A 26,419-nucleotide genomic window follows, 5' to 3' on the forward strand; every position below is an offset into this window, starting at 1 on the left:
ATGCTTATTTTAATTCAGCTTCCACTATTATGGGAAAGTGATCTGAAATAAACCTTTTACCACGCTGGCCATCCATCACCTGATAGGTTAAAATGGTTATTTTACCATTAAAGAATATGTAATCAATCCTATCTCTATTAGTGTCAGGCTCTAATTCAAAGCCATTGAAGGTATAAGAAGGGCCATATTTCTTAGCCGCCTCATCATAAGTATCCTTCATTTTATTTTTACCTGACGTCAGCTCTTGATAAGGAGCATTGGCAGGAGGTACATTAAAATCGCCTGTTACGAAAGCGGGCAACTTGCCGGCCACTTCGGCTACCTTTTCTTTAATCATTGCAGCACTTTGCTTTCTTGCTTCTTGCCCCACATGGTCAAAGTGGGTATTGAAGAAATAGAACTCTTCTCCAGTTTCTTTGCTTTTAAAGCGAGCCCAAGTTACAATTCTAGGCAGAGCGGCATCCCAACCTTTGGAGCCTACCTCATTAGGTGTAGGAGAAAGCCAGAAGGTTTCAGAACTCAGAACTTCATATTTATCTTTTTTGTAAAAGATCGGCGAAAATTCTCCTTTATTCTCTCCTTCTCTGCCTACCCCAATATGAGCATAATCCGGTAAACGATCCTGAATATCAGTAAGCTGTGAATACAGCACTTCCTGAGCTCCAAATATGTCTACACCTTCAAACTTTACGAAATCAGCATACCAGTCTCTGCGGTTATTCCAGTAGTTAATTCCATCTCCTTTTGAGGCCATTCTTATGTTAGAGGTCATCACTTTTATGTACTCCTTATTTTGGGCAAAAGAAGAAGTAGTAATAGAGCCGACCAATACAAAAACAATTAATATGGCCTTTAAAACATTTTTCATTATTGATTTCAATTTTAATTCCATCCAGGGTTTTGCTCTAAGTTAGAGTTTAGTTGTATTTCTATTCTAGGAATTGGATATAAATAGTCCCTATTTTCATTGAAAGCACGCCCATTAAAATCAGGATGCGGATCTATAAGGCCATTTTCATCTAATATGATATCACTTCCAAGCTGATAATACTGTATACCTTCTGTTTGATTTGCCGGAGGCTCATTTTCATATAAAACCACATCAATATTACCATCGGCATCTAAATCATATTCTCCCGCACCAGGAAAGTACAAACCTCTTAAAGGCTGAGTCAAGGTTTCTCCTGAGTGCCAACGAACTATGTCATCCCATCTGAAATTTTCCATGAAAAGCTCTATTCTTCTTTCCCTTCTAATCTCCAGTATAACCCCTTGATTAGACCCCTGCACATTAGGGTACTGAGCTGATAAATAAGGATCGGGATTGCCATTAGCATCTGCCATGGTTAATTCTGGCATAGCTACTCTTGCTCTCAACAGGTTTATAGATCGATCTAGATCTGCTTGGGTTAAGTTTCCTAATTCCGCTTTAGCTTCAGCATAGTTGAGCAACACTTCTCCAAATCTGAAGATAGGCAGGTCAGTGATAGATTGTTCATTGGTATCAAACTGAGGTTCTGTTACATATTTAATAATCTGATACCCCGTCATAGTAGCTCCTAAATTAGGCGCTAACTGCTGACTCTGCCCTACTCTGGTATAGCCGGGAGTACGTATGGTTTGAGCTAAACGTGGATCACGATCAGCCACTTCATCGGCGAAAGCCATTTGGTCATGATTAGGAACATCCGTAAATCTACTTCCATCACTGTTTAAATAAGTATCTATCAAATTTCTGGGAACTCCGGGAGTACCGTAAGAAGATGTGGTGGTATAATAATTAACGTTATGTGTTACATTAAGCTCAGTAGAATATTGCCTGCTTAGGATCATTTCCGTACTTATGGCATCATGCGAGTTAAATAGGTGTAGATAATCTTCATTAGGATTGCCTGTATTGTAAACTACATATGGCGAATTATTCATTAACTCTTCTGATGCATCAATGGAGGCATTGAGATAATCTTCATAGCCTTCCATATTCCTGTATTTTTCATAAGTACCTTCATATAACCCTACTCTTGACTTTAAAGCCAAAGCGGTATATTTTGTTAACAGATAAGTCTCTTGATTATCATCAATATTAGCAATGGCAGTGTCTAAATCTTGCAGTATTTTGTCTACTACAAACTGACGGTCATCTCTTGGCTTTTGTAATTCTTCTATGTCTTCCGGGTTCAGCGTTTGATCATACCAAGGCACATCTCCGAACCTTTTCACCTTTTGAAAGTAAAAATAGGCTCTGAAAAAATGTGCTATACCACCATAGTGCTTCTTGGCTTCTTCATCATCACACTTTCCATAATTTTCAAGAAAGAAGTTGATTTCTCGCAGATCACCCCAGTCCCAGCCACCACCAGTGGTAGGCACTATACGAGCACTTCTCATCTCTTCACTGAGTGTATTGGTAATAATATTATCCACTACCTGATCTCCATTATAGGTTTCAATGCCCGGGAACATCCTGTAAAATCCATTGGTATACAATTCCAGATCACTAGCCCGCTGGAAGAAATTGTCAGGCGTTACTTCTGATAATGGTTCTCTATCCAAATAATCATCACTACAGCTAAAAGCAAAAACGGTAAGCAGTAGTATAGATATGTTTCTTAAATATTTCATGTGTAGCATCATTTTAAAATTGTACAGATACTCCTAATGAATAGACCTCTGAGAATGGTACTGTTTGCGCTGTACCGCGATTAGAAGAGGTAGAAGGAGCATTTAAGTTAACCGAGTTACTGGCTGCTTCGGGATCTATATAATCTGTGAGTTTGGTGAAAGTCAACAAATTGTCTCCGCTGAAGTAGATTCTAAACTTATTAATGGGCAGTTTATCAATAATGCGCTTAGGCAAGGTATAACCTACAGTTAGGTTTTTAAGCCTGAGGTAAGCTACACTTTGTAAGTAACGATCATTTACAGCTCCCAATGATTCACTATCACCCAAAGCGGTGTAACCAAATAACCTGGGATAAAGCGCATCTCTGTTGTCTTCAGACCAAATGTTCTCCGCTAAATCTTTTCTGATAAATGAAACATAGGGTCTGGCGTACATACCCCAGAAAATTCTTGAATCAGTGCTGGGATACCAGTCTTGCTTGCCTACGCCTTGGAAGAAGGCAGAAATATCAAACCCTTTCCAGTTAGCACTTAGCCTGAAGCTATACAGATACTGTGGCGCTGTGTTACCTATCACTCTCTTATCTCCAGAATTGGCTAGTGTATTTTCTCCTTCATCTATCACACCATTGCCATCAAGATCTACATAGCGTACATCTCCGGGCTGTAAACCACCAGCTGCCACTATTCTGTTGGAAACTCTGGTTTGATCAGCATGTCCTTCTATTTCAGCTTCTGACTGAAATAGACCGTCTACATGATATCCCCATAATTCACCAATGGTCATGCCTTCATAATAATCTAGCAGGCTATTGTTAGGGTTGTTAAAACTGGTGATTTTAGTAACAGAGTTTGAAAGATTACCAACTATTGAAAAGTTCAAAGGCGAGCTGGCTACGTTAAATTCATGATTATACCCCAAAGATAATTCGAACCCTCTCGTTCTTAAATCTGCTGCATTTTCCTGTGGCGAAGAAGTACCTAAAACACTAGGTAAAGTAGCGCCTTGTGTCAGCATGCCATCAGTATCTCTTTGAAACCAATCAAACGTAATGTTAATGCTATTGTCTAGCAAGGTAATGTCTGTACCTAAATCCAGGGTCTTCACTTCTTCCCAGGTGATTTCCGTAGGATTGAGCGCCGGAGCGGTAATATAACCCAGCGTATTGCCATTAAGCGCATAACCATTATCAATGCTGTTACTCATGGTAGGGATATAGGCATAGTCAGCTATATTTTGGTTACCCAATGATCCATAAGATGCTCTTACTTTAAATAGGTTTACTGTATTAGAAAGTCCATCAAAAAAGGCCTCTTTATTAATGAGCCAGCCGGCAGAAACAGAAGGGAAAAAGCCCCAACGGTAATCAGAAGGAAAACGTGAAGAACCATCATAACGGCCATTGAACTCTACCAAGTACTTGCCTTTATAGTCATAAGCCAATCGATAGAAAAGCCCTTGAATGGCCCACTCTGAAGCACTTCCTGTGGCTTGCGGATTGCTGGTAGCCAGGCCTAATGAATTGAGGTCATTAGATATACTGTTTTGCTTAGAAGCTTCAATGGATTTGGTTAAATACTTCTCCTGGTTAAAGCCCAAAGTAGCTTTCAGGAAATGATCACCGAAGAAATGTTTATACTCTCCATAAATATTAAAGGCATCATAATTACTGGTGGTATTGTACTCTGTGATCTGATCCGTACCGAACGTATTAATTTCATTTGTATAAATAGAATAAGGAATGCGAGTAGATCTTTGGGTTTGATTGTAATTATTCCTTCTTATAGCGTAGCTGGCCGTAACATCCATTCCTGCAAAAGGCTTAATGTTAGCAGTGGCAATGTTAGAGTACTGGGAGTTGATAGTTTCCTGAATGGCTTTACCTTGTAACAGGGAAGCAAAAGCGCCATCACCAATAGTATAGTTGTTTAATTCCGTTCTCCAGGTTGCTGTTCCATCCGGGTTAGTGGGCATGTAGAAGGGCAAAGCATGCACATAGATATTACCACTAAAAGCAGGGTCCCACCCATACTGACTACCGCCATGCTCATAATTGTTAGAATTATTGTATTGCATGTTATTACTGAAAGTCAGCCACTCGTTAAACTTAATGTCAACCTTACCACGCAAGTTGTATTTTTTGTATACATCATCTTGCACTTTCAATATGCCGGTAGATTTATAATGTCTGTAAGAGAAATATCCCTTTACCTTATCAGAACCACCAGAAATAGATCCATTATAGATTTGAGAAGGATATGTTTTTCTGAAGAAACGATCCCACCAGTTAGTATTACCATAATACACATACTGCTCTCTTCCATTTCTTATGTCTGTAATTGTTCTGGCTCTTGAAGGATCTAAAGACACCTCTTGCAAGGCCTGATAATCTCTGTCATTATAACCGGTATAGCTATTACCTGTGGCCAATTGAAAAGATTGGTCCACCAGCTGTACTGCCTGATAGGGATCAGTCACAAAATCAGTATTAATAGTTGGTGTGCTAATAGCTGTAGTACTATTAAAGTTAATAGCCACATTGCCTTCCTTAGCCTTTTTAGTAGTTACTAAAACCACCCCGAAAGCTCCTCTGGCACCATAAATAGCTGATGCCCCAGCATCTTTCAACACACTTATAGATTCTATGTCATTAGGATTAAGACTGTTCAAATCTCCTTCTACCCCATCTATAATGATTAAAGGCTCACCTCCATTGATAGAAGTAAAACCTCTGATGTTAATAGTAGGATTTGACGAAGGAGCTCCGCTGGACTGCGTAATATTAAGTCCTGGGCTTAAACCTTGTAGACCAGAAACAGCATTAGAAATAGGTCTTTCAGTAATTTGCTCAGCATCTATAGGAGCTACTGCGTCAATAAGGCTTTCTTTACTGGTTTCTCCATAACCCACCACTACCACTTCATTTAAGGTAGAAGAATCTTCTTCCAGCACTATATTAAAGCTGGTTCTACCATTTACCTGAATAGTCTGGCTCTGATAACCAATGTAGGTAATAATGATCACTGCATCTTCTGGCACCTCAAGCTTAAACTCACCATTGAAATCAGAGACTGTTCCCGTACCGCTGCTCTCTACTATTACATTAGCACCGGGTAGTGGCGCTCCATTTTTATCCACTATCTTTCCTTTGATTTCAATTTTGTCTAATTGAGATACTGATGCATCGGCATTTCTTTTAACCAAGATTCCATTAGAACTCATTTTAAATTCTAATCCCCCTTTGGTTTTTAATAAGTCCAGCACTTGAGCAAGCTCCTGGTTATTGGCATTGATAGATATTCTCTTTTGAAAAATAACCTGATCAGATCTGTAGATGAATTTTTTGCCGGTTTGCCTTTCTATTAATTGTAAAACTTTGGCTATAGATACATCCTTTAAATTCAAATTGATTAATTCTGGTGCTGCCACTTCTGTTTTGCCTCTCGCTGTAGGACTAGCCGTGGCGTAGGTACTTATACCAATACTGATCATCAGCATGGTTAATATAATTTTCTTCATCAGTTGAGTTTCTTTTTTATTAATTTTTGAGCAATACTCTTCCACCCTACCCTTAGGTAAGTTTTAAAATTTGCCGATAAATTGATTTTAAAAACTTTGCTGCTTTAGCTTATTATTAATGCATTTTAAAGCTACGGCAACATGATTTTCTACTGTTCTGGGAGAAATTCCCATGATGTTAGATATCTCTTTATAACTAAACCCGTCTATCCTGCTCATCTCAAAGATCTGTCGCGACTTTTTGGGAATTTCGTTTAAAATCCTCAAAATGATCTTCTGATTCATTTCCTTCTGTTCACGGGTGATTACTTCATCCTCAAAGCTCTCTTCAATTAAAGAAAGTGAGTCATTATCCTGGTCATCTAATGATTGACGATTCTTTTCAAATAGGCTCTGCTTTTTTAGTCGGTTCCTGGCTATTACATATAAATATGATTTTGGGTTATCGATTTTATTTAGAGATTTTCGTTTGTTCCAAAGCAAGATGAAAACATCTGATATTTTCTCTTCTATAATGCTGCTGTCTGATTCATATATTCCACCAAATCGGCATAAGCTTGAATAATGGCGGTTAAAAAGCACGTCCATGGCCTCATATTGCCCTATGCTTATTCTGGCGAACAGCTCTGAATCTGTTTCTGCTTCTATGGCTACTCTTTGTTCACTCTTAGTCATGGTTAACAGGCTTTATAAGGTAGTTGTCATGGCTCTGCCGAACCACTTGTACATCGGTAATAAACTCAAGCGAACTAATAAACTCTTCCAGATTCTGATCCTGAAACACTCCAGTAATGCGTTGTTTTTCTATAGCCTCATTATCAATCTTGAAATTGACTCCATAAAATTGATTGATAGGTGCTAAAGCATTGCTAAAAGTGAGGTCATCTAGCATAAGGATGTTATCCTTCCAGGCCAGCTCTTTTTCAAGGTTGAAATTTCTCTTTACTGCTTCATGGGTATTGCTGTTCCAGATGAGCTGCTCTTGTGGAGCGAGGGTCACTTTGTCTTCTTTATTATTAAAAAGCACTTCTACTTTACCCTCAGCCAAAGAAATAGTATTGTCTGATATTTTATTATTGACGCTAAAAGAAGTGCCCAATACTTTTACATCTAACTCATTACTATGCACTATAAAAGGATGTTCTTTGTCTTTAGTCACTTCAAAGAAAGCTTCGCCCTGCAGTGTTACTTCTCTGGTATCTTCAAAAACGCTAGGGTATTCTATTCTCGAATCCCCATTCAGCATTACTTTACTGCTATCAGGCAAATAGATGGTCAATCGCTCTCCCTTGGCGGTAATTCTATGATTGGTATATTGTGTGGTATTGTTGAAGAAATAAAGACTCGCGGCAGTTATTATTATTACGGCTGCTGCCGACCAGTAGGCCACTCTTTGCCATTTCTGCCGTTTATTCTGCTGTAGGTCTTCTCTTAACTTTTCTGTGTAGTATGGATTATGATCATCTAGCTGAAGCAAATCATCAGTAGGGTAATTATTCCAGATGAATTGGTATTGCTCCAGCAGATCCTGTAATTCATAATCAAGTGTTAGCTCCAGTTCGAAGACGGAGCGGTCTTCCGGAGGCATCTCCTTGGTGAGGTATCTTACGCATTTTAACTCTTTTAGAGTATTGACTTCCATTGGTGTTTGTCCTTTTGCTACAAGGAGTCACCAAATGAGAAAAATCCCCTATAAATCTATGTCACTAAAATGTAAAATGTGTAACCGTAATTTTAACATTTATTTAACAGGCATTTGTGCACTTCATAACATGTGCCGTTCATGCTTGTTTTGAGGCTTTTGGCTCATCAAAAACAAAGCTTTTCTTTCTTACATAAACTATCTTGTCTACTTCTGTTACTATTTCTCCTTTGCTATTTTTTACTTCGCACAAAAAAGTATAATCCTTTTTACCTATTTCATCCAGTTCCTGTTTAATGGATTGCACCTGCTCAGTACTTACTTCAAACACACAGCTTAGCGTTCCTTTTCCAGGCCTTTTATATCTAATACTGGCTCCTTTATCCATCACCATATAATCGCTGCCCAGCAGATCTATTAAAATAAACATGTACCAGGGATCACACATAGAATACAGTGAGCCTCCGTAATGAATGCCCACCAGATTTCTGTTATACCATTTCATTTTCATCTCCACCTCATACCTTCTTCTATCTGCCGATACCCTCTTGAGACTTATGCCTGTACCAAGCATAGGAGGCCACCAGTTAATTAATTTCATTTTTTGTTGATAGGAGAGCATATTTAATTGCAGTTAAGTATCTTATAAATTGGTATTTTTGAAACGGGATTCTAACATAACAAAACAGAGATGAAAACTGCTGAAATAATTACAGAAAAAGGAACCATGAAAGTGCATTTTTACGAAGAAGATGCTCCTAACACTGTGCAAAACTTCGTGGACCTGGCTAACAAAGGTTTCTATGATGGTCTTACTTTTCATAGAATGATACCGAACTTCGTAATACAAACCGGCTGTCCTGATGGTACTGGCTATGGTAATCCGGGCTATAGAATTAAGTGCGAGACTGATGGTGGTAATCAATATCATGAAAGAGGCGTACTTTCTATGGCTCATGCTGGCAGAAATACAGGTGGTAGCCAGTTCTTTATATGTCATAGCAGAGATAATACTTCTCAGCTAGACGGAAAGCACACTTGTTTTGGCAAAGTTGTTGATGGATTAGACGTGATTGATGACATCAGAAAAGGAGATATCATTAAAAAAATCACAATTCATGAAGATTAAATCACTTAGCTGTGTGGCGCTGGTATTGATGCTTATCAATATCAGCTGTGCACAAAAAACCGTTGTTCAAACTGATCCTAACATTTCATTAAAGGTAGATCGTAATAGCGATATCAGCTCTTCTGACCAAAAAGGCCTATTACTAGAATCAGGAGATTATGCCGTGGTAAGACTCAAGTTTGTAGGTCCTGGCGATAAGCGAATAGATGCCGGAATGGACAGGACCTTAATCATTAAAATGCCAGAAACTGATGAGTTAACCATAACTGACTGGAACACTTCTGAAGGATACATTGAAATTAGTGGATGTCGATGCCTCAACCGAGGTCTTAATCCTATTGAGTCAGGTACAGTGAAGCTTAAAAAGCTCAAGAATAATATCTGGCAAATAGAGGCTAATGTTACTGCCAAGGGGCGTGATAATGGTAATGAACTTAACCTTGAGTGGCAGGGTAAGGTGCAAGAGTAAAAGAAACCGCTGCGTTCAAAATAAATATTAAATGCAATTAGGTACTCGAAATCTTCACTATTATCAATAGAGGCTATTTCGAGTACTTAAAGTAGACAATCGCTGAGTCACATCACTTTTAGATAGCTACTAACTCATTGATATTTTATTGGCAATACTGTCCCAGAGTTTTATACGCATGCTCAGCGCTTGCTTAGCAGTTTCTCTGCACTCCTCCCATTTTGTCTGATCACTTCCACATAGAGCTGCTATCATTTTTAATGACAACGGGCCGTGTTCATCACCGTCGAGCTCAATATGTCTATTCAAGTAGTATGTAAGTTTGTTATAACTTACCTGATTTTCCTTTTCTGATTTTTTTATTATTTCAATAAACATATCAGGGATAAGATCTTCTCTACCAAAGGTAAATGCAGAAGCTATCAAATGAGGCTTTTTAGAATTGATAATGTCAAAAGTAAAGCGAACAAAATCCTGAACAGCTTTCTCTTCTATATTATTAATAGCCTGATCTACGCCATTTTCTACAATGCTATTCAAGAAATTTCTTATCTCAGAAGTATCAGCATTTACTTGTTCCATCGCTTCCAGATACATCTCATAATGACTCATAGGCTCACCGTTTTCGCCCAGGTCACTCTCCTCTCCCAGTACTATTTCATTGATGAATCTGGCGATATTAGGATCTGCTGCAGGTAGCCAGGGCACATTTACACAGGTTAAATCTCGTTGTAATGCCTTTAAAAGTGACATAAAATCCCACACAGCATATACATGCTGGCTCATAAAAGCACGGATATCATCTAAAGTTGACAATTGCCCATACATTTTATGGGTAGTAAGTTGTTTTCTCAAAGGCAAAATAGCCTCTTCTATCTTGTCTATCTCTGCGTTCATGGCGCAAAGGTAATCCATTTTCGTTATTGAGCCTTATGCTGTCCCTTAATGCACAGCAATTGAATTCCTGCGTCTGTAATCTTCGCCATTCTCCATGTGTAACGACACTAAAAATCAATTAATTATCTCAAAAAATAACTTTGTGATAATTAAGCCAATTTATACTTTCTAAATACCCAATTCCTTTTCAGGAAGCCCCATTTCTTTGGCCGTGAACTTAAATATTTGTAGTACTTCGTTATACGTTAATAGCTTAGTTTCAATATGAAGGATTTCCTTCTCTTCAGCCCATCCCTTTCTATCTCTCACTTCTTTAATATTTTCGTGTATACCAATCAGCACGTTATTCAGGTAATCTTTCAATTCATCTTTTGTCATATTGCTTTCCTTTTGTTTTTAATCTCATTATAGTTTTACGAATTCAATGATAGAAGGGTTAGTTAGGTAGCGCCGAACCATTTAGAATCATCTTACAGATACCAATCATCAAAAAATAGAGCAATAGGTTAAATTTTAACCCTATTCCATCAATCTATGTGTAACTTTGACACGTAATAGCATTTTTTAAGCCTCCTATTAAGAATATTGAGACCTATTACTCACCATATTTTCAGAAAAAGTAGAGGCTTGATCAACCTAAAGGTTACATTTTTCGTAAAACAATGTTTAAACATAAAAGCGGCGTATGAAATTAGGTACAGTATCCTGGACTTTCGGTATTGAGGATTTGGAGGAATTGTTTAAAACAGTCAAGTCACTTGGTTATGAAGCCATACAGTTTTGTGGTGACTTCAGAACTTACCCTGCTCCTCAGGTGGCTGAGATAGCTGAGAAGTATGAAATAGAAATCACTGGTTATGACATAATCAACTGCCAGCCTAGAAACGAGACTGACGCCACTCTGGCTCATTCTGTCTCATTTTACAAGCAGGTTATAAACTATGCCAGCCAGATAGGAACGGATATGGTTACTGTACAAGGATTGTCTTTCTGGACCACCGATGCTCAAAATTATCAAGAGGCTTTTGATCAAATAGTAGAGGCCGTACGTCAGCTAGCTAACTATGCGGCAGAAAAAGACATAACCCTCACTTATGAAGCTTGTAACCACTATGAAGTGCCCTGGATACATACTGCTGAAGAACTTATCAAATTAAAACGTGAAAGTGCAGCCGATAATCTTAAGCTGGTATTGGATAGCTTTCATATGAATATCAATGAAAAAGATGCCGAAGCTAGCATAGAGAAGGTTGGAGTAAATGATCTATTCAGCTATCATGTGTCAGATTCTGGTCGTGGAGGTATAGGCACAGGGCATATCAATTTTAAAGCACACTATGATAAATTAAAGGCCATTGGTTTTGATGGTCTGATATGTTTTGAAATAGTAGTGCCTGAATGCCGGCCAGATAAACTCCCCATGAATGACGCTCAGATGGATGAATTTCTACAACAACACCAGCACAGCCTAGCTACCTGGAAGGATTACCTCAACTAACTATTTTATATTTATAATTTAAAAAGCCATATTTGAAAATTTCATCAAGGGCTTAATTTATATACAATGAAGGCAAAGCATATTTTTTTTTACTTATTAGGCATAGGACTTTTGATTTTTGGTAATCGTGACCTGTGGGATGAGCTGCAAGAAGCACGAGAACTAGAAAAGAAGCAGAAAGCCTTGGCAGAAGCAAATAAAGATGTTGGTGAAAATTTTGAGACTCAAAAGCTTCAGTATGACTCTGCAAATCATACCTGGAAAAATGACGCTTACTATTTCCAAATAGTGAATCTTGGTAATGTAAATTATAAGGCTTTAAGAAAAAAAGGCAGAACGCATGTAGAAACAGATGATGATGAAAATGTCTCAGACAGCCAGTAAATTATACATATCACAAACCAGAGAGCTTTACCATTGCCATATCAAGATTAAAATTCCGATGGAGTATGGCGAGGAGCTGTTAGAAGATTGCTTTGCTTTATTAGAAGTCATAGACAAAACCTACAACAGTTATCAGGAGGGCTCTTATTTTCATAATATCAATGCGGAAGCTGGTAATTGGGTAAATACTGATCAGCCAACAATAGAAATGATTAGTCTCAGTAAAAAGATTTCTGAAATCATGCATGGCACTTATGATATTACTTCAATGCCGCTGATCAGACTTTGGGGGTTTTATCAGGAGAATAATACAGCCATCCCTGAAGCTGAAGACATTAGAAAAACGCTTGCCCAAGTGGATTATGAAAAGATAAAAATTCATGAAAACAAAGTAAAAATAGAGGCTAACCAGGAAATTATAACAGGTTCCTTCATTAAATCTTATGCCGTTGACTGTGTAGTAGAAAAGCTTAAAGCTGCTGGGGTTACTGATGCCATCATCAACGCCGGCGGCATCACCATTTATGCTCTTAATGACGAATCGCACCCTCAGTGGCATGTCAATATTCCTCATTATAGTGATAATAAAGAAACTCTTTCAAGAATCGCCTTATCTAATTCATGCTTTTCACTGTCTGCCAGAAAGAGTAACTACATAGAAATTGACGGTAAACAATATGGCCATATTTTAAATGCTAAAACAGGTTTGCCTTCAGCTAATCTACAGGTTGGGGTGCTCTCTCCTACTACTTTTATAGGCGATATGCTCTCAACGGCATTATTTGCTCATACCGCTAATGCGTTCGCTATTAACGCCAGCAACCTGAGGCATCATTTCGATTTTCAGGCTTACCTCATAGACGAAAACGCTCATTTTCAACATTTGGATTTTAACCTCTTTGAATCATGATCAGTTTGATGAACATACCCTCTTTAAAATCTAAAACCAAGAAGCTGCCAATAAAGGAGATTCCTGCTACTGAGTATTTTATGCTATCATTGAAAGGGTATGGCAGCGTTATGAAACCTTTAGTTAATCAAGGAGATGAGGTGAAGAAATATCAGCTTCTGGCAGAAAACAATAATGGTTTTTACTCTTGCCTTCATGCACCAGCTTCTGGTGTTATTGAGAGTATACAAGAGATTGAGGGAGAAGCATACATTAAACTTCGTAACGATTTTAAAGACACTGAAACCATATTAGCAGAATTACATATTGAAAACATGGCTCCTGAAGATATTCTAAATGTCATTAAATATTATGGCATTGAAGGTAGCGGCGGAGCCAGGTTCCCTACTTATACCAAGTATAATACTTTGGACAGTTCTATTGATACCTTCATTATTAATGGAGCCGAGTGCGAGCCTTATCTCAGTGCTGATTATGCGCTAATGAACCATGAGACCGAATCACTTTTTAAGGCGGTTGAGATTATTCAAAAAGTAATTGGAGCCAGCCGTATCGTTATTGGAATTGAGCACCAGCATAAAAAGCTAAAAAGCAATCTGGAGCAATCAGCCCAAGCATTCCATCTGCCTTTTGAGGTAAAAATTCTCCCAGATCAGTACCCACAAGGAGGCGAGTTGCAGCTCATACGATCAGTAACCGGAAAGGAACTGCCAAAGGGTAGCATTCCTGCTCAGCATGGCATTATGGTCAGTAACGTAGGCACAATTCATGCAATTTATGAAGCTTTTTATAACAACAGGCCATATACCGAACGTACAATAACCGTTTCCGGAGAAAATAGCTCAGAACCAGGCAACTACAAAGTAAGTATTGGTACGCCCATCAAGCATATTTTGGAGCATTTGGGAGGAAGCTGGAATCCTAAACAACAAACAGTAGTGCTGGGCGGACCTATGATGGGGAAAGCCGTGCATCATGCAGATACTGCCATACACAAAGGATCAGGTGGTGTTTTAGTTATCCCGCATCCTAAAAATAACCGGCACAACTGTATTCAATGCGGATATTGCTCTGACGTATGCCCGCAGCACCTCATGCCCATGGAGTTTGCCAGGTATACTAATGAAAATAACCCGCAAAAACTGCAAGACTTCCATTTACCTGATTGCATAGAATGCGGAGCCTGTGCTTATATCTGCCCTAGTGATGTGCCACTAATGAAAAGCATATTCAACGGAAAAGAAATGATTAAAAACTTGCACCCATAAGTAATATGAATCTTAACCCTTACATAAAACCAAAGCGCGGAAACACCTCTATGGTTATGCTGGATGTGGTTATTGCGCTGCTGCCCCTTGTGGTTGCCGGGTATCTGGCCTACGGCATGCATGCACTGACCTTAATAGCGGTTTCTATACTTACGGCATTGGTTACAGAATTGATATTTTCCAGCCTATATCTAAAGAACTATCGAGCTATTTTTGATGGCTCTGCCGTGGTTACTGCTTTATTATTGGTGTTTACACTTTCGCCAGCCACACCTTGGTATATGGTATCCTTTGGGGCTGCCGCAGCTATTATATTTGGCAAAATAGTCTGGGGCGGATTAGGTAAGAATCGTTTTAATCCCGCGCTAGTAGGTCGTGAATTTATGACCACCTTCTTCCCTGCTGTTATGACATCCGCCGCTATATGGGATACTAAAAACATAATAAATGTAGAAGCCACTAACCTCTTTCCGGGAATTGACAGCCCCTATGTTTCCAGCTATTTAAGTGGCCTTTTTTATAAAACCACAGGTGCACTGGGTGAATATTCCATATTACTAATAGTCCTTGGAGGTCTTTATTTACTAGTGAGAAAGCGTATCTCCTGGCATATTCCTCTGGCATTGTTGGCTGTATTCTTTGCCGCTTTCTGGTTTGTAGAAGATGGTGATGACCTCCATTTTTCAATAGCGGGGGTACTTTTAGGCACCATTTACATGGCTACTGATATGCCTTCCAGCCCTACTAATCCTTACGGGAAACTCTATTATGGAGCTATGATTGGGCTTGTGACTTTTATCCTGATTTTGGGAGGTGTGAGTTATGAATACATGTCATTTTCTATACTTATTCTTAATGGCTTCTCTCGCAAAATCAGCGAAACCTTTGCCCCAAGAGTTTGGGGACAATCATTAAACTGGAAAGACCGTACTGAAAAGGTGCTTATGCTTTCACTATCTGTACTGGTGGTGGCTCTGGCAGTTATATCACTGCATTATTACCATTTCACTCAGTATTTGGTGTATCTGTACATCGCTTACATTATTATCAAATTCAACTATTCGTTCATTAAAAAAATATCGAACCCTATTTAATATTATTCATATGAAAAAATTATTGCTTTTTGCTACCCTGGCTGTGATGATGGCTTGCTCAGAAAAGAAAGAAGAAAGAGTAGTATATAATGGCTCTCAAAAACAGGCTATATTCGATAATTTGCTTACTCGTAGATCTATAAGAAAATATACTGACGAGCAGGTGTCTAAAGATGAGATTGATTCTATCATGCAATGTGCCATATTTGCTCCCAGTGCACTAAATAAGCAGCCTTGGGAAGTGAGGGTAATACAAAACCCTGAACTATTAAATGAAATCAATAACCGATTTTTGAATTATGCTGAAGGTAAAGAATTTCAAGGTAGTGCTGCGCATTATAAAGAACCCGGCTTTAGCATTTTTCATAGCGCACCTACCCTAATTGTAATCGCCAGAGACAAGAGCAGAGACATTAGTTATCTTGATTGCGGCATTATTTTACAGAATATTTTACTAAGTGCTCATGCTCTGGATCTTGGTACCTGTCCATTAGGCACATTAGTTCCGGTACTTAATAGAAGAGAAAACAAAGACATTTTAGACCTGTTAAACATACCTAAAGGCTATGAAGTAGCCATTAATGTAGCTCTGGGACACCCGGCAGAAAGCCCTGTAGCTCCTAAGCGCTATGCAGAAAAAGTGAAGATTATAGAATAAGAAGAACGAATATGAAGAGATACTTTTTAATAGCCCTATTGTATGTCATTACAATAAGCAGCAACCAAGCACAGCAATATCACAGTGATAAACTTATGCCAGTAGCTTCTTTTGGAAAAAGCATGGCTATTGGGTTGAGTGTATCTTCTGATAACAGAGTTTTTGTGGCCTTTCCTAATTATAATGGTGATGGCAAATACACACTAACGGAAGAAAAGAATGGAGAACTCTCCCCTTATCCTAATGTTGAGTGGAATACCAATGGAGATTATAAATCACATCTTTTGCGAGTTCAGGATTTATATGTTGATGCTAATGATTATCTATGGGTTTTAGATTCTAAACCTGCCTCCAAAGGTTCTATTTTTGGCGATGATGGCAAGAGTGAAGAAGGAAAATTCAAGCTGGTTAAAATTAACACCAAAAATGATCAAGTAGAAAAAACTTATCTTTTTGAAGACCTTGATAAAACCGTTTCTGGTTTAAACGATATAAGAGTAGACACAGAAAAGGAACTGGCTTACCTGTCTGATCCTGGTCAGGCAGCTATTGTGGTGTTAGATCTTAAAACAGGCAAAAGCAGAAGTGTACTTGTAAAAACCAAGTTTACCCTGGCTGATGACGATTTGATACTGGATTACGGAGGCAATAAAATGGTTGACAAAAACGGGAAGCCTTTTTCCTCACATGTCAATGGAATAGCGCTTACAAAGGATTTTAAATACCTTTATTTCAAGCCTATCAACCAGCTTAACCTGTACAGAATAGAAACTAAATACTTAGCCAAGGCTGATCTTTCTGACAAGCAATTAAAAAAGCATGTAGAAGATATGGGAGAAGTAGGCATTACCCATGGTTTAGTTGCTGATGCTAAAGGCAATATATTCCTAACTACCTCTATCAATTACACCATTACCTACTTATCTCCTGATGGTCAGCTGCATACTTTAGTACAAGATTCTAGGCTTATTTGGCCAGATTCTTTAGGCACAGGCAGTGATGGATACCTTTATTTTACTTGCGCACAATTACAACGTCTTCCGCAGTGGAATAATGGAGGAGATAAGACCGAATATCCCTACACTATGTATAAGGTGAAACTACCATAGCAAAAAATCAATGAACATGCGACCAACAAACTCAAGGGTCGCATGTTTTATTATAAACTGATTGCTATGAAAAAGAACAACATCATATTTGCTGCAGGAGCAGTAGTGGCCTTCGGAGCCATTGCTCTTTTTAAACCAAAAAAATATATACCAGAAGGCATAGAACCGATCAAGGCTTTCGATAAAGAAAGATACTTAGGTAAATGGTATGAAATAGCCCGGTTTGACTTTCGATTTGAAAAAGGACTGAGCAACGTTACAGCAGAATATTCTCTTAATGACAATGGCTCTATTAAAGTAGTGAATAGAGGCTATGCTGATAAAAAAGGGAAGTTTAAAGAATCCGTTGGTAAAGCCAAGTTTGTACAAGATGACCAAACGGCACAGCTAAAAGTTTCTTTCTTCGGTCCATTCTACGCTGGTTATAATGTTATAGCCATAGACCCTGACTATAAAAACGCATTAGTAGTTGGTGAAAGTAGAGATTACATGTGGCTGCTCTCAAGAGACACCACCATGCCTGAAGATATTAAAAAGGCCTATTTAGATTTGGCTGAGAAACATGGCTTCGATACCTCACAGTTGGTCTGGACTGAACATGATCCTGATAAAGTCTAAATGATATGATCACTATGAAATTGTAAAAGAAATTTTGTTCATATTACTCAGAAGGATAATTTTACTAGTAATAATACATGTAGATCCAAAGATCCTTCTTTACTATGATTCAGAATTTCTTTTCCTGTCTTTTTACCGCTTTATTGTTTTCCGGGTCACTTCTGGCCCAAACTCCACCTAAAGAGCTCGAGATAGAGCTTCATCCTGAGCAAAAATATCAAACTATTCACAGTTTTGGCGCTTCCGGTTGTTGGTTTGGAGAACCTATTGGTGCCAATTGGCCAGATCAAAAGAAGGAGCATATAGCAGAACTTCTGTTTAGTACAGAGAACACTGAAAACGGAAGTCCTAAAGGCCTTGGCCTTAGTGCATGGCGCTTCAATATAGGAGGTGGCACAGCCGAGCAAGGAGATAGCAGCGGCATAGTAGAACCTAACCATCGGGTAGAATCTTTCCTTGATGAAAATGGTAACTATGATTGGAGCAAGCAGCCGGGCTCTCAATATTTATTTAAAAAGGCCACTGACTACAAAGTCCCCAACCTGATAGCTTTCGTTAATTCTCCCCCTGTTTTCTTCAACAAAAACGGCCTGGGCTTTTTGCAAACCAAAGGGCACACTACCAACCTAAAGTCAGAGCACTATAAAGATTTTGCTCAGTTCCTGGCCACAGTGGTAGAACACTTTGATAATGAAGGATACCATTTTAATTATCTGAGCCCCATTAATGAGCCGCAGTGGGACTGGTACGGTGAGTTTGGTAACGCGAAGCAAGAAGGCACTCCTTACAGTAATGAAGAGATGTTTGAAGTAATTACCGAAGTAAACAAAGCGTTGAAAAAGAATAAATCTGAAACTAAAATAGTGATGCCAGAGGCTGCCATGCTTACTTACCTGACTGGTGGTAATGGCCCAAGCTCTAATCAGATCAATGCTTTTTGGGATAAGAAGAGTAAACTATACCTTGGCAATTTAAGTCATTTGGCACCGCATGTGGCGGGGCATAGCTATTTTACTGATGGCAGTAACGAGCAGATCATCTCCGTAAGGGAAAAAGTAAAAGAAAGTACCATTAAATATGGTTTAGATTACTGGCAGAGTGAATACAGTTTGTTGGGGAATGGCTATCGTGAAGGAGAAGAAAGCAGGTCTACCCTGGATTGTGGCTTATTTTTAGCCAAAATGATCCATCATGATCTGGTAGTGGGCAATGCTACCGCCTGGCATTACTGGAACAGTTTCGAGCCAGGAGACTGGAAAAAAGACACCCGCTATTACCTTATAGCTATTGAACCTAATGAAGACTGGACTGACGGAGCCTATGCAGTAACTGGTAATTTCTATGCTCTAGGCCATTATAGCCGATTTGTAAGGCCCGGCATGCAGAGAATCGGACTTACCAGATCAGATGAGGCTACTACTATGCAAGCCGCTGAGGGAGTGATGATCTCTGCTTACCAGGACCCAAAAACCAATGAAACGGTGTTAGTGGCCATTAACTACACAGAAGATTACTATACGCTTAAAATCAAGGGTGACGGTGCAGAATGGTATAACCAATATATCACTAACCGCTCTAACCGATTTAAATATCGTGGTGATGTGCAAAATAGCTATATTCAACTCATGCCTCGCTCTATTTACACACTTGTATCTGATTAATATTACTACTTCTCATGAATAAATAAAACGTACTACTATGAATAAAAACCTCTACTTCGCTGCCTTATTGTTAATTCTGAGTTTGGCGTGCACCAAACATAATCGGGATTATCAAAGGCCTCGTATTGATCTTTCTGGTACCTGGCAATTTGCCTTAGATACCGCATCGAAAGGAGAAGAAAACCATTGGTTCCTTTCAGATTTACAAGATTCATTACAACTGCCTGGCACTACTGACACTAATAAAAAAGGCTTCGTTAATAATGATACCACTACCATGCACCTCAATAGGAAATATAAATACGAGGGAGCAGCATGGTATAGAAAGGAAGTGACTATACCTGAAAGCTTTAAAGACCAATACCTGGAACTGATACTGGAACGCTCCAAAACCTCAAAAGTATGGGTTGATAGCACTTACATTGGCCAATCGGGTCTATTGCAATCTGCGCAAAAATTTGATGTATCGCAGGCGCTAACTCCCGGAAAGCACACCATTTCGGTAATGGTGAATAATGACGTATCATTGACACCTTACGGCAATGTTCATATCTACTCTGATGACACCCAAACTAACTGGAATGGAATTTTGGGTGAAATGTATATTGAGGCTTCCGCCAAAACCAGAATATCAGGCATTAAAGTGTATCCTGATCTTGCTAACCAACAAATTGAAGTGCACCTGAGTCTTGATAATCAGTTGAAATGGGATTCTGTTGATATTCACCTAATGGTTGAGCGCAGTGATTCAACATCTAGTCCATTGGAGCCTGTTACAAGCCATGTTAAAGCTGATAATGAGATAGTTTTAAGCTATAAACTTGGTGAGGCCATGGCTTTGTGGGATGAGTATAAACAACCTTTATATCAGCTAACAGCTATGCTTACTCATGGTGAAGTGAGAGATGCTGCTTCTGTAAGTTTCGGTATGCGAAATTTCACCACCCAAGGTACTCAATTCGCCATAAATGGAAGAAAAACTTTTTTGCGTGGTAAACATGAGGCTGCTGTATTTCCTAAAACCGGCTTCCCTCCAATGGATGTAGATTCCTGGAGAAGGGTGTATCAGATCGCTAAGGAATACGGTATTAATCATTACCGTTTCCATACTTACTGTCCTCCAGAAGCAGCATTTATCGCAGCTGATATGGAAGGAATATACCTGCAGGCTGAGCTCCCTTTCTGGGGCGGCATGGAAGCCGACAGCATAGCTGAAGCTCAGCGCATAGAAGGCAAAGCCATGCTCGATGCTTATGCTAATCACCCCTCATTTGTCATGTTTTCTCCTGGTAATGAGATTTGGAGTGGCCATGATCGCGTGGAAGCCTATATTAAAGAGTTAAAAGCTTATGATGATCGTCCGCTTTATACCATGGGTAGCAATAATAGCATAGGCTACTCTCCACCAAGAGAGGTGTCAGAGTTTTTTGTGGCAGCACGAACTCCTTATGCTCATGATTCGGTGCTTACTCACACCAGGCTAACCCATGCTTTTGCAGACTCACGAGATGGTGGAATTCTCAACACGCAAACACCTGCTACAGACGTGCACTTTGATTATGCAGTAAAATCAATCTCAGTTCCTATTGTAAGTCATGAAATAGGCCAGTATCAGATCTACCCAAATTATAATGAGATTAACAAGTATGATGGCGTACTTGAAGCGCGTAACCTACAAGTATTTCAACAAAGATTGAAAAAGGCTGGCATGGGAGAAATGGATAGTATCTTTCAAAAGGCCTCTGGTGCCTGGTCGGCGCTATGCTATAAAGCAGAAATGGAAGCTGCCATTGGCACAGAAGGATTCGCTGGTTTTCAGCTTTTAGACTTACAGGACTTTCCCGGGCAGGGCACGGCTTTGGTGGGTATATTAGATGCCTTTATGGATAGCAAGGAGGTAATAAGCGCAGAAAAATGGAAAGCATCATGTAATGATGTAGTGATCCTAATGGAGATGCCAAAATACTGTTATACTAACCAGGAAAGCTTTGATGCAAAAGTTAAGGTAGCGAATTTTTCTAATAGAGATTTAGCTGATAAGTTAACCTGGACTATAGCCACAGATAACGACAATATTGTGAAAAACGGGACATTTGATTCAGCCAATATACCTAATGAAGGCATCACTGACCTCGGTAACATTTCCGTGGATCTGGCTTCAGTAAAGTCCCCAAAAAAGTTAGATGTTACCTTAAAGCTAGAAGGTACAGGCTATAAGCATACCTATTCTATCTGGGTCTATCCTACTCCTAAAAAACTATCACCACAAGAAGATATTCTGGTAAGCAAAGCTTTAGATGCAAGCACATCTGCCGCCTTGCAATCAGGCAAAAAAGTATTGTTATTTCCCAAAGTTGATGAGAATAAAAGCTTTGCAGGGCATTTTCCTCCGGAATTTTGGAATTATGGTATGTTCAAAGGAATCAGTGAATGGGCCAAAAAGCCTGTATCTCCTGGCACACTGGGGCTTTTAATGGATCCTGAGCACCCTATTTTCAATAAATTTCCTACTGACTTTCATACTAACTGGCAATGGTTTTCTATTATAAAGGGTAGCAGATCATTGATTTTAGACAGTACGTCCAATGATTATTTGCCTACCGTTCGGGTAATAGATAACCTGGAAAGGAATCATAAACTGGGGCTCATTTTTGAATTCAAAGTGGGTGAAGGTAAGCTTTTGATCTGCATGTCTGATTTACCTGCCTTAAAAGACAAACCAGAAGCGGCTCAGCTATACAAATCCATTATAAGTTATATGGAATCAGCAGAATTTAACCCTGACTATGAAGTGGATGATGTGATGCTGAAATCACTACTATGATACCTGGTTTGAATATGAAATGGGAGTTTAATCTTTAGCCGTAAGAAACTGAATAGCAGACTCTTCATCTGCAAAAATCTTAAAGGGCAGATTAAACTTGTTAACGGCATTCAAAAGGATGTTAAGGTAATACCTTTTAAAAACATTGCCGCTGGATATAACAGCGGCCCTTTTGAGTCCACCTTTGATAGCTGCAGGCACCATTTCATATTCAAACCATTTCCTGTTTTCAGGAGATACCACGCCCTGATCTCTGGTATCTGATAGAAAAAGGGCGACTGTTTTACCACTGTTAGACCAATCTAGCAAAGCTTGAAATGGCTTTTGGTATTGTTCAGTGGTAAGGCTTTTATCTTCCTGCCAAATGATCTTGCCTAACTTTAGGTTTTCATCATACAGCACTTTTACATACTTCTCTTCTAAAACTTCAGTTAACACATCCATAATTATAGGAAATAGCTTTACTGAAAATAGAAATATTTTATTAAATATAAAAGTAATTACATTACTATATAGCAACCTACTTCCGCAGTTCATTGCCGTGATGTGATGATTTTCCTATTTGCCAATTAACATTTCATTACTTCTAATAGATTTTGATTAAAATTATTTACTTTGTCACTTTTAATAAGAAAAACACTATGGCTTCAGGATTTTTTGCACTCTTAGATGATGTCGCCTCACTTATGGATGATGTGGCAACTATGGGCAAAGTGGCGGGTAAAAAGACCGCTGGTATTTTAGGTGATGACCTTGCTGTAAATGCAGAAAAGGCATCAGGATTTATGTCCTCAAGAGAACTGCCGGTACTTTGGGCCATTACCAAAGGCTCTTTACTTAATAAGTTAATCATTCTACCCATTGCGTTTTTGCTTAGTGCGTTCGTTCCTACAGCCATCATAGTTATACTGGTTATTGGTGGATTATACCTGGCATATGAAGGAGCCGAAAAAATATATGAATTCCTGGTTCCCCACGCCCATGATCATGAATCTGTAGTAGCTAAAAATCTTACAGAAGAAGAAGTTATGGCTCAGGAAAAAGCGAAAGTAAAATCTGCTATCATCACTGATTTTATTCTATCTGTGGAGATCGTAATTATCGCTTTGGGCGAAGTGTCTCAGGAGCCGTTGCAAATACAAATTCCAGTAGTATCTATCATAGCTTTGGTGGCCACTATTGGCGTATATGGAATAGTTGCTCTAATAGTGCGTATGGACGAAATGGGACTTAAACTCATCAATCTCAATGAAGAGGACAACTCATTTTCTGATAAAGTAGGGCGTTTATTGGTGGCTGCGCTACCTAAAATTATAAAAGGCCTTTCAGTAGTAGGTACTATTGCTCTTATGCTGGTTTCAGGTGGTATTTTCGTCCACTATTTACCTTTTGTTCATCACCTTGAAGAAACCATTGCTATTCCGGGAATAATCTTTGAATTTTTGGCCGGACTCATCATCGGAGCCATTGTGCTATTAATAGTTATGGGAGGCAAAAAGCTTTGGACCTCCATTAAGAAATAAATCATTATTAAATAAGAATATCGGTGTCATTCATTATCCGTGAGAAAGATAGCGAAAGACACCGATATGCAGAACGTCTAATATGTAAAAACTAATAATGCTTTTTCCTGACTAATTGTTTAGGTGTAAACTAAACTTCTGCGCCTGCTTCTGTATAAAGTACTCCTTCATAACAAGCATTATAAATCGCCTTTAACTCTTCGAGCGTAGGAACACGAGGATTAAAGCTGGTGCAAGGATCAGCTAAAGCATTTTTTGTTATATAATCCAGATTTTTGTCCCAGTCTTCTTTAGAAATGCCAAACTCTTTAATTGAAGAGATATTACCTACCTTCTCTCGCAAACCTTCTATGGAAACAGCCAGATCCTCAGCAGAATTACCACCTACAACCTTAGCCAAAGCAGGAAATTTATCAGTAGCTAACTCATTATATCTAATTACGTTAGGCAAGAAAATGGCATTAGAACAACCGTGAGGAATTCCATATAACGCACCTACCTGATGTGACAGTGAATGTACTATTCCTAACCAAGCATTGTTAAACGCTAAGCCGGCCATAAAAGATGCATCATGCATGTTTTGTCTAGCCTGAATATTATCAGGGTTGTTAACCGCTTCTTCCAGGTTATCAAACACTATTTCTAACCCCCCTTTAGACAATACGTCAGCATAATTATCATCAATATTAGAAACAAATGCTTCAACACAATGAGTAAGGGCATCTAGACCTGTATTAGAGGTAACGTGAGCTGGCATGGAGGCACAAATTTCACCATCTACAATGGCTATATCAGGAGTAAGCTCATAAGAAACAATAGGATATTTCACTCCTTTATCTCTATCAGTGATTACTGCCAGACCCGTAGTTTCTGTACCAGTACCACTAGTAGAAGGAATGGCTATAAACTTAGCTTTATCTCTCAGTACAGGCACACTAAAAGGTTTGATAAGATCATCAAAATTGGTTTCCGGATATTCATAAAAAATCCACATGGTTTTAGCGGCATCTATAGCAGAACAACCTCCTAAACCTATTATCCAATCTGGCTCAAAACTACGCATGGCTTCTGCACCCTTTAAACAAGTAGCTGATGATGGATCTTCTTCTACCCCATCGAAAACCATACTTTCAATTCCTGCTTCCTTTAAAAAGTCAATAGCCTTGTCTAAAGTGCCATTCCTTTTCATAGAACCGCCACCAATAACGAAAAATGCTCTTTTCCCCTTTATCTTTTTTAATTCAGAAAGGCTTCCTGCTCCATGAAAAACCTCTCCTGCAATGAATAATTTGCTCATGTTTTATATTTTTAATTACACTGCAAACATATCCGTCGCAGAAGGCGGAATAGTATAAATATGAGACTATGCGTTATACATTTGCTCCAGCTTTACTTGCAGCTCGGTAGGCGACTCTTTTAATTTTGCTTTCACAAATTTATGCAGAGCGGAAGGGGAACTAAAGCCTAAGTCTAGTGCTATCTGCTTATGAGACAAATCGGAATATAACATCTGCCGTTTTATCTCTGTAATGATCCTATTATGAATGGCATTAATAGCGGTTTCTCCACAGTGCTTCTTGGTCACAGCATTCAGTTTCTTAGTGCTTACGGCTAGCTTATCAGCATAGTGTTTTACCGTTCTATACTCTTTATAATGAGTGTTCAGTGCTTTTTTAAAATCAATATACAAATGCTTATCAGCATCATGCTGTAACATTGGAATTTCACCATGTAGCGTCTCAATAATGCTTAAAAGGAGTATTTTTATATGAAAACGGGCTTGTTCCTTTTTAATTAGGCTAGGTTTATTATAAATCCGCTCAATAGCTTTGGTATGTTCCTGTATATGATCAAAATCGTCATCGCTCAACTGCACACACCTTAACCTAGCAGAAAGATTTACATTATAGGCGCTAAGCTCATTGTTTAATATATCTGAACAAAAAAGTACCTCATCAAAAAGTAAAACCTGACCCGCTACATCTGAGCTATACTCTTTAACAAACTGGATTTGATTTGGGAATATCACTGAAACTTTACCAGGTTTGAGCACATGAACATCATCTTCTATCTGTACCTTGAGTTTGCCGTGAGTAAGAAAGATCAAACTGAAATGATCCCTTTTATGTGGCTTTAGATATGCCTGTAGACTGTCATCAGATAAATCAAAAATTCGAAAAGACAAATTGTGATCATCCGTCTTACTAATCAACTGCTCTAACAATAATCTCTTTACCTCCATCTTTCTAACCTTCAGATATTTTCCCTCTTTCGATTGTGCTTCAAAGTTATGGCATCAGCTTCTTTTTAAGAAAGTTTTGTTAACTGAAGGTAGAGTTTGCTTGTATCACTTAATTTATTGGGACATGGTTACTGCTCTTCAACATAGACCATCATCAAACCGTCATCCCGGCCGCAACGAAGTGAAGAGCCGGGATCTGGCTGTTCAGATAGCACTATCTGATCAGTGAGATTCCTGATATCATTGCGCTATGCTTCATGATTCAGGAATGACGGTTTTTTCTCTACTATTTGATCAACTGCAAAAAAGTAAGGGGCTTATGCTATAAAAGGCAGGCTTTAGATTAGCTTG

The 26,419-nt window shown here is 38.8% G+C and carries 24 protein-coding genes; 13 read left to right on the forward strand and 11 right to left on the reverse strand.

The features are described from left to right. Nucleotides 1–4: 4 nt before the first annotated feature. From LVD15_RS21985 to LVD15_RS22010, 6 genes are all read right to left on the reverse strand, one after another. Nucleotides 5–868, reverse strand: a complete 864-nt coding sequence (locus LVD15_RS21985) for an endonuclease/exonuclease/phosphatase family protein (protein WP_233777347.1) — start codon at nucleotides 866–868, stop codon at nucleotides 5–7. Between the two features lie 14 nt (nucleotides 869–882). Further along, complete coding sequence (locus tag LVD15_RS21990) at nucleotides 883–2,622, reverse strand: RagB/SusD family nutrient uptake outer membrane protein (protein WP_233777348.1); 1,740 nt, start codon at nucleotides 2,620–2,622, stop codon at nucleotides 883–885. A 13-nt stretch (nucleotides 2,623–2,635) separates the two neighbouring features. Continuing rightward, nucleotides 2,636–6,142, reverse strand: a complete 3,507-nt coding sequence (locus LVD15_RS21995) for a SusC/RagA family TonB-linked outer membrane protein (protein WP_233777349.1) — start codon at nucleotides 6,140–6,142, stop codon at nucleotides 2,636–2,638. An 87-nt stretch (nucleotides 6,143–6,229) separates the two neighbouring features. Then, complete coding sequence (locus LVD15_RS22000) at nucleotides 6,230–6,817, reverse strand: RNA polymerase sigma factor (RefSeq protein ID WP_233777350.1); 588 nt, start codon at nucleotides 6,815–6,817, stop codon at nucleotides 6,230–6,232. Then, nucleotides 6,810–7,784 (reverse strand): FecR family protein, encoded by a 975-nt coding sequence (locus LVD15_RS22005; RefSeq protein ID WP_233777351.1) that lies wholly within the window; start codon nucleotides 7,782–7,784, stop codon nucleotides 6,810–6,812. Before LVD15_RS22005 ends, LVD15_RS22000 begins: the two co-directional genes overlap by 8 nt. Nucleotides 7,785–7,923: 139 nt before the next feature. Beyond that, nucleotides 7,924–8,385 (reverse strand): DUF4442 domain-containing protein, encoded by a 462-nt coding sequence (locus LVD15_RS22010; RefSeq protein ID WP_233777352.1) that lies wholly within the window; start codon nucleotides 8,383–8,385, stop codon nucleotides 7,924–7,926. A gap of 90 nt (nucleotides 8,386–8,475) precedes the next feature. Between LVD15_RS22010 and LVD15_RS22015 the strand changes: the two genes are divergently transcribed. After that, entirely contained in the window at nucleotides 8,476–8,913 is a 438-nt protein-coding gene (locus LVD15_RS22015; RefSeq protein ID WP_233777353.1) for a peptidylprolyl isomerase, read from the forward strand. Beyond that, nucleotides 8,903–9,382 (forward strand): hypothetical protein, encoded by a 480-nt coding sequence (locus tag LVD15_RS22020; protein ID WP_233777354.1) that lies wholly within the window; start codon nucleotides 8,903–8,905, stop codon nucleotides 9,380–9,382. The genes LVD15_RS22015 and LVD15_RS22020 overlap by 11 nt, the downstream gene beginning before the upstream one ends. 129 nt (nucleotides 9,383–9,511) lie before the next feature. Here LVD15_RS22020 and LVD15_RS22025 read toward each other — a convergent pair whose 3' ends face one another. Together LVD15_RS22025 and LVD15_RS22030 are read right to left on the reverse strand one after the other, a co-directional pair. Next, nucleotides 9,512–10,279 (reverse strand): DUF3050 domain-containing protein, encoded by a 768-nt coding sequence (locus LVD15_RS22025; protein ID WP_233777355.1) that lies wholly within the window; start codon nucleotides 10,277–10,279, stop codon nucleotides 9,512–9,514. Nucleotides 10,280–10,447: 168 nt separating this feature from the next. Then, nucleotides 10,448–10,657, reverse strand: a complete 210-nt coding sequence (locus LVD15_RS22030) for a hypothetical protein (protein WP_233777356.1) — start codon at nucleotides 10,655–10,657, stop codon at nucleotides 10,448–10,450. 307 nt (nucleotides 10,658–10,964) lie between these two features. On the opposite strand from LVD15_RS22030, the gene LVD15_RS22035 reads away from it, so the two are divergent. The 10 genes from LVD15_RS22035 (at nucleotide 10,965) to LVD15_RS22080 (ending at nucleotide 22,303) form a co-directional block, all read left to right on the forward strand. Further along, nucleotides 10,965–11,777: a sugar phosphate isomerase/epimerase family protein gene (locus tag LVD15_RS22035; protein WP_233777357.1), complete on the forward strand. Its 813-nt coding sequence runs from the start codon at nucleotides 10,965–10,967 to the stop codon at nucleotides 11,775–11,777. Between the two features lie 66 nt (nucleotides 11,778–11,843). Next, nucleotides 11,844–12,161, forward strand: a complete 318-nt coding sequence (locus LVD15_RS22040) for a hypothetical protein (protein ID WP_233777358.1) — start codon at nucleotides 11,844–11,846, stop codon at nucleotides 12,159–12,161. After that, nucleotides 12,142–13,071, forward strand: coding sequence for an FAD:protein FMN transferase (locus LVD15_RS22045; protein WP_233777359.1), 930 nt, complete (start codon nucleotides 12,142–12,144; stop codon nucleotides 13,069–13,071). Before LVD15_RS22040 ends, LVD15_RS22045 begins: the two co-directional genes overlap by 20 nt. Then, entirely contained in the window at nucleotides 13,068–14,339 is a 1,272-nt protein-coding gene (rsxC, locus tag LVD15_RS22050; protein WP_233777360.1) for an electron transport complex subunit RsxC, read from the forward strand. Before LVD15_RS22045 ends, rsxC begins: the two co-directional genes overlap by 4 nt. A gap of 5 nt (nucleotides 14,340–14,344) precedes the next feature. After that, nucleotides 14,345–15,433, forward strand: coding sequence for an RnfABCDGE type electron transport complex subunit D (locus LVD15_RS22055; protein WP_233777361.1), 1,089 nt, complete (start codon nucleotides 14,345–14,347; stop codon nucleotides 15,431–15,433). Between the two features lie 10 nt (nucleotides 15,434–15,443). After that, nucleotides 15,444–16,091, forward strand: coding sequence for a nitroreductase family protein (locus LVD15_RS22060; protein ID WP_233777362.1), 648 nt, complete (start codon nucleotides 15,444–15,446; stop codon nucleotides 16,089–16,091). A gap of 11 nt (nucleotides 16,092–16,102) precedes the next feature. Beyond that, a complete protein-coding gene (locus LVD15_RS22065; protein ID WP_233777363.1) occupies nucleotides 16,103–17,200 on the forward strand; it encodes an L-dopachrome tautomerase-related protein in 1,098 nt (365 codons plus the stop codon). A gap of 66 nt (nucleotides 17,201–17,266) precedes the next feature. Continuing rightward, on the forward strand, nucleotides 17,267–17,818 hold the full coding sequence (locus LVD15_RS22070) for a lipocalin family protein (protein WP_233777364.1): 552 nt from the start codon (nucleotides 17,267–17,269) through the stop codon (nucleotides 17,816–17,818). Between the two features lie 104 nt (nucleotides 17,819–17,922). Beyond that, complete coding sequence (locus LVD15_RS22075) at nucleotides 17,923–19,479, forward strand: glycoside hydrolase (protein WP_233777365.1); 1,557 nt, start codon at nucleotides 17,923–17,925, stop codon at nucleotides 19,477–19,479. Between the two features lie 37 nt (nucleotides 19,480–19,516). Then, nucleotides 19,517–22,303 (forward strand): DUF8487 domain-containing protein, encoded by a 2,787-nt coding sequence (locus tag LVD15_RS22080; RefSeq protein ID WP_233777366.1) that lies wholly within the window; start codon nucleotides 19,517–19,519, stop codon nucleotides 22,301–22,303. Nucleotides 22,304–22,330: 27 nt separating this feature from the next. Here the strand turns inward: LVD15_RS22080 and LVD15_RS22085 are convergent, their stop codons facing one another. Then, nucleotides 22,331–22,747 (reverse strand): hypothetical protein, encoded by a 417-nt coding sequence (locus tag LVD15_RS22085; protein ID WP_233777367.1) that lies wholly within the window; start codon nucleotides 22,745–22,747, stop codon nucleotides 22,331–22,333. Nucleotides 22,748–22,944: 197 nt separating this feature from the next. Between LVD15_RS22085 and LVD15_RS22090 the strand changes: the two genes are divergently transcribed. Further along, nucleotides 22,945–23,826, forward strand: a complete 882-nt coding sequence (locus LVD15_RS22090; protein ID WP_233777368.1) for a DUF808 domain-containing protein — start codon at nucleotides 22,945–22,947, stop codon at nucleotides 23,824–23,826. A 130-nt stretch (nucleotides 23,827–23,956) separates the two neighbouring features. Here the strand turns inward: LVD15_RS22090 and LVD15_RS22095 are convergent, their stop codons facing one another. Next, complete coding sequence (locus LVD15_RS22095) at nucleotides 23,957–25,123, reverse strand: iron-containing alcohol dehydrogenase (protein WP_233777369.1); 1,167 nt, start codon at nucleotides 25,121–25,123, stop codon at nucleotides 23,957–23,959. A gap of 66 nt (nucleotides 25,124–25,189) precedes the next feature. Beyond that, nucleotides 25,190–26,068, reverse strand: a complete 879-nt coding sequence (locus LVD15_RS22100) for an AraC family transcriptional regulator (protein WP_233777370.1) — start codon at nucleotides 26,066–26,068, stop codon at nucleotides 25,190–25,192. Nucleotides 26,069–26,419: the final 351 nt, after the last annotated feature.

Source organism: Fulvivirga maritima (genome assembly GCF_021389955.1).
GTDB lineage: Bacteria > Bacteroidota > Bacteroidia > Cytophagales > Cyclobacteriaceae > Fulvivirga > Fulvivirga maritima.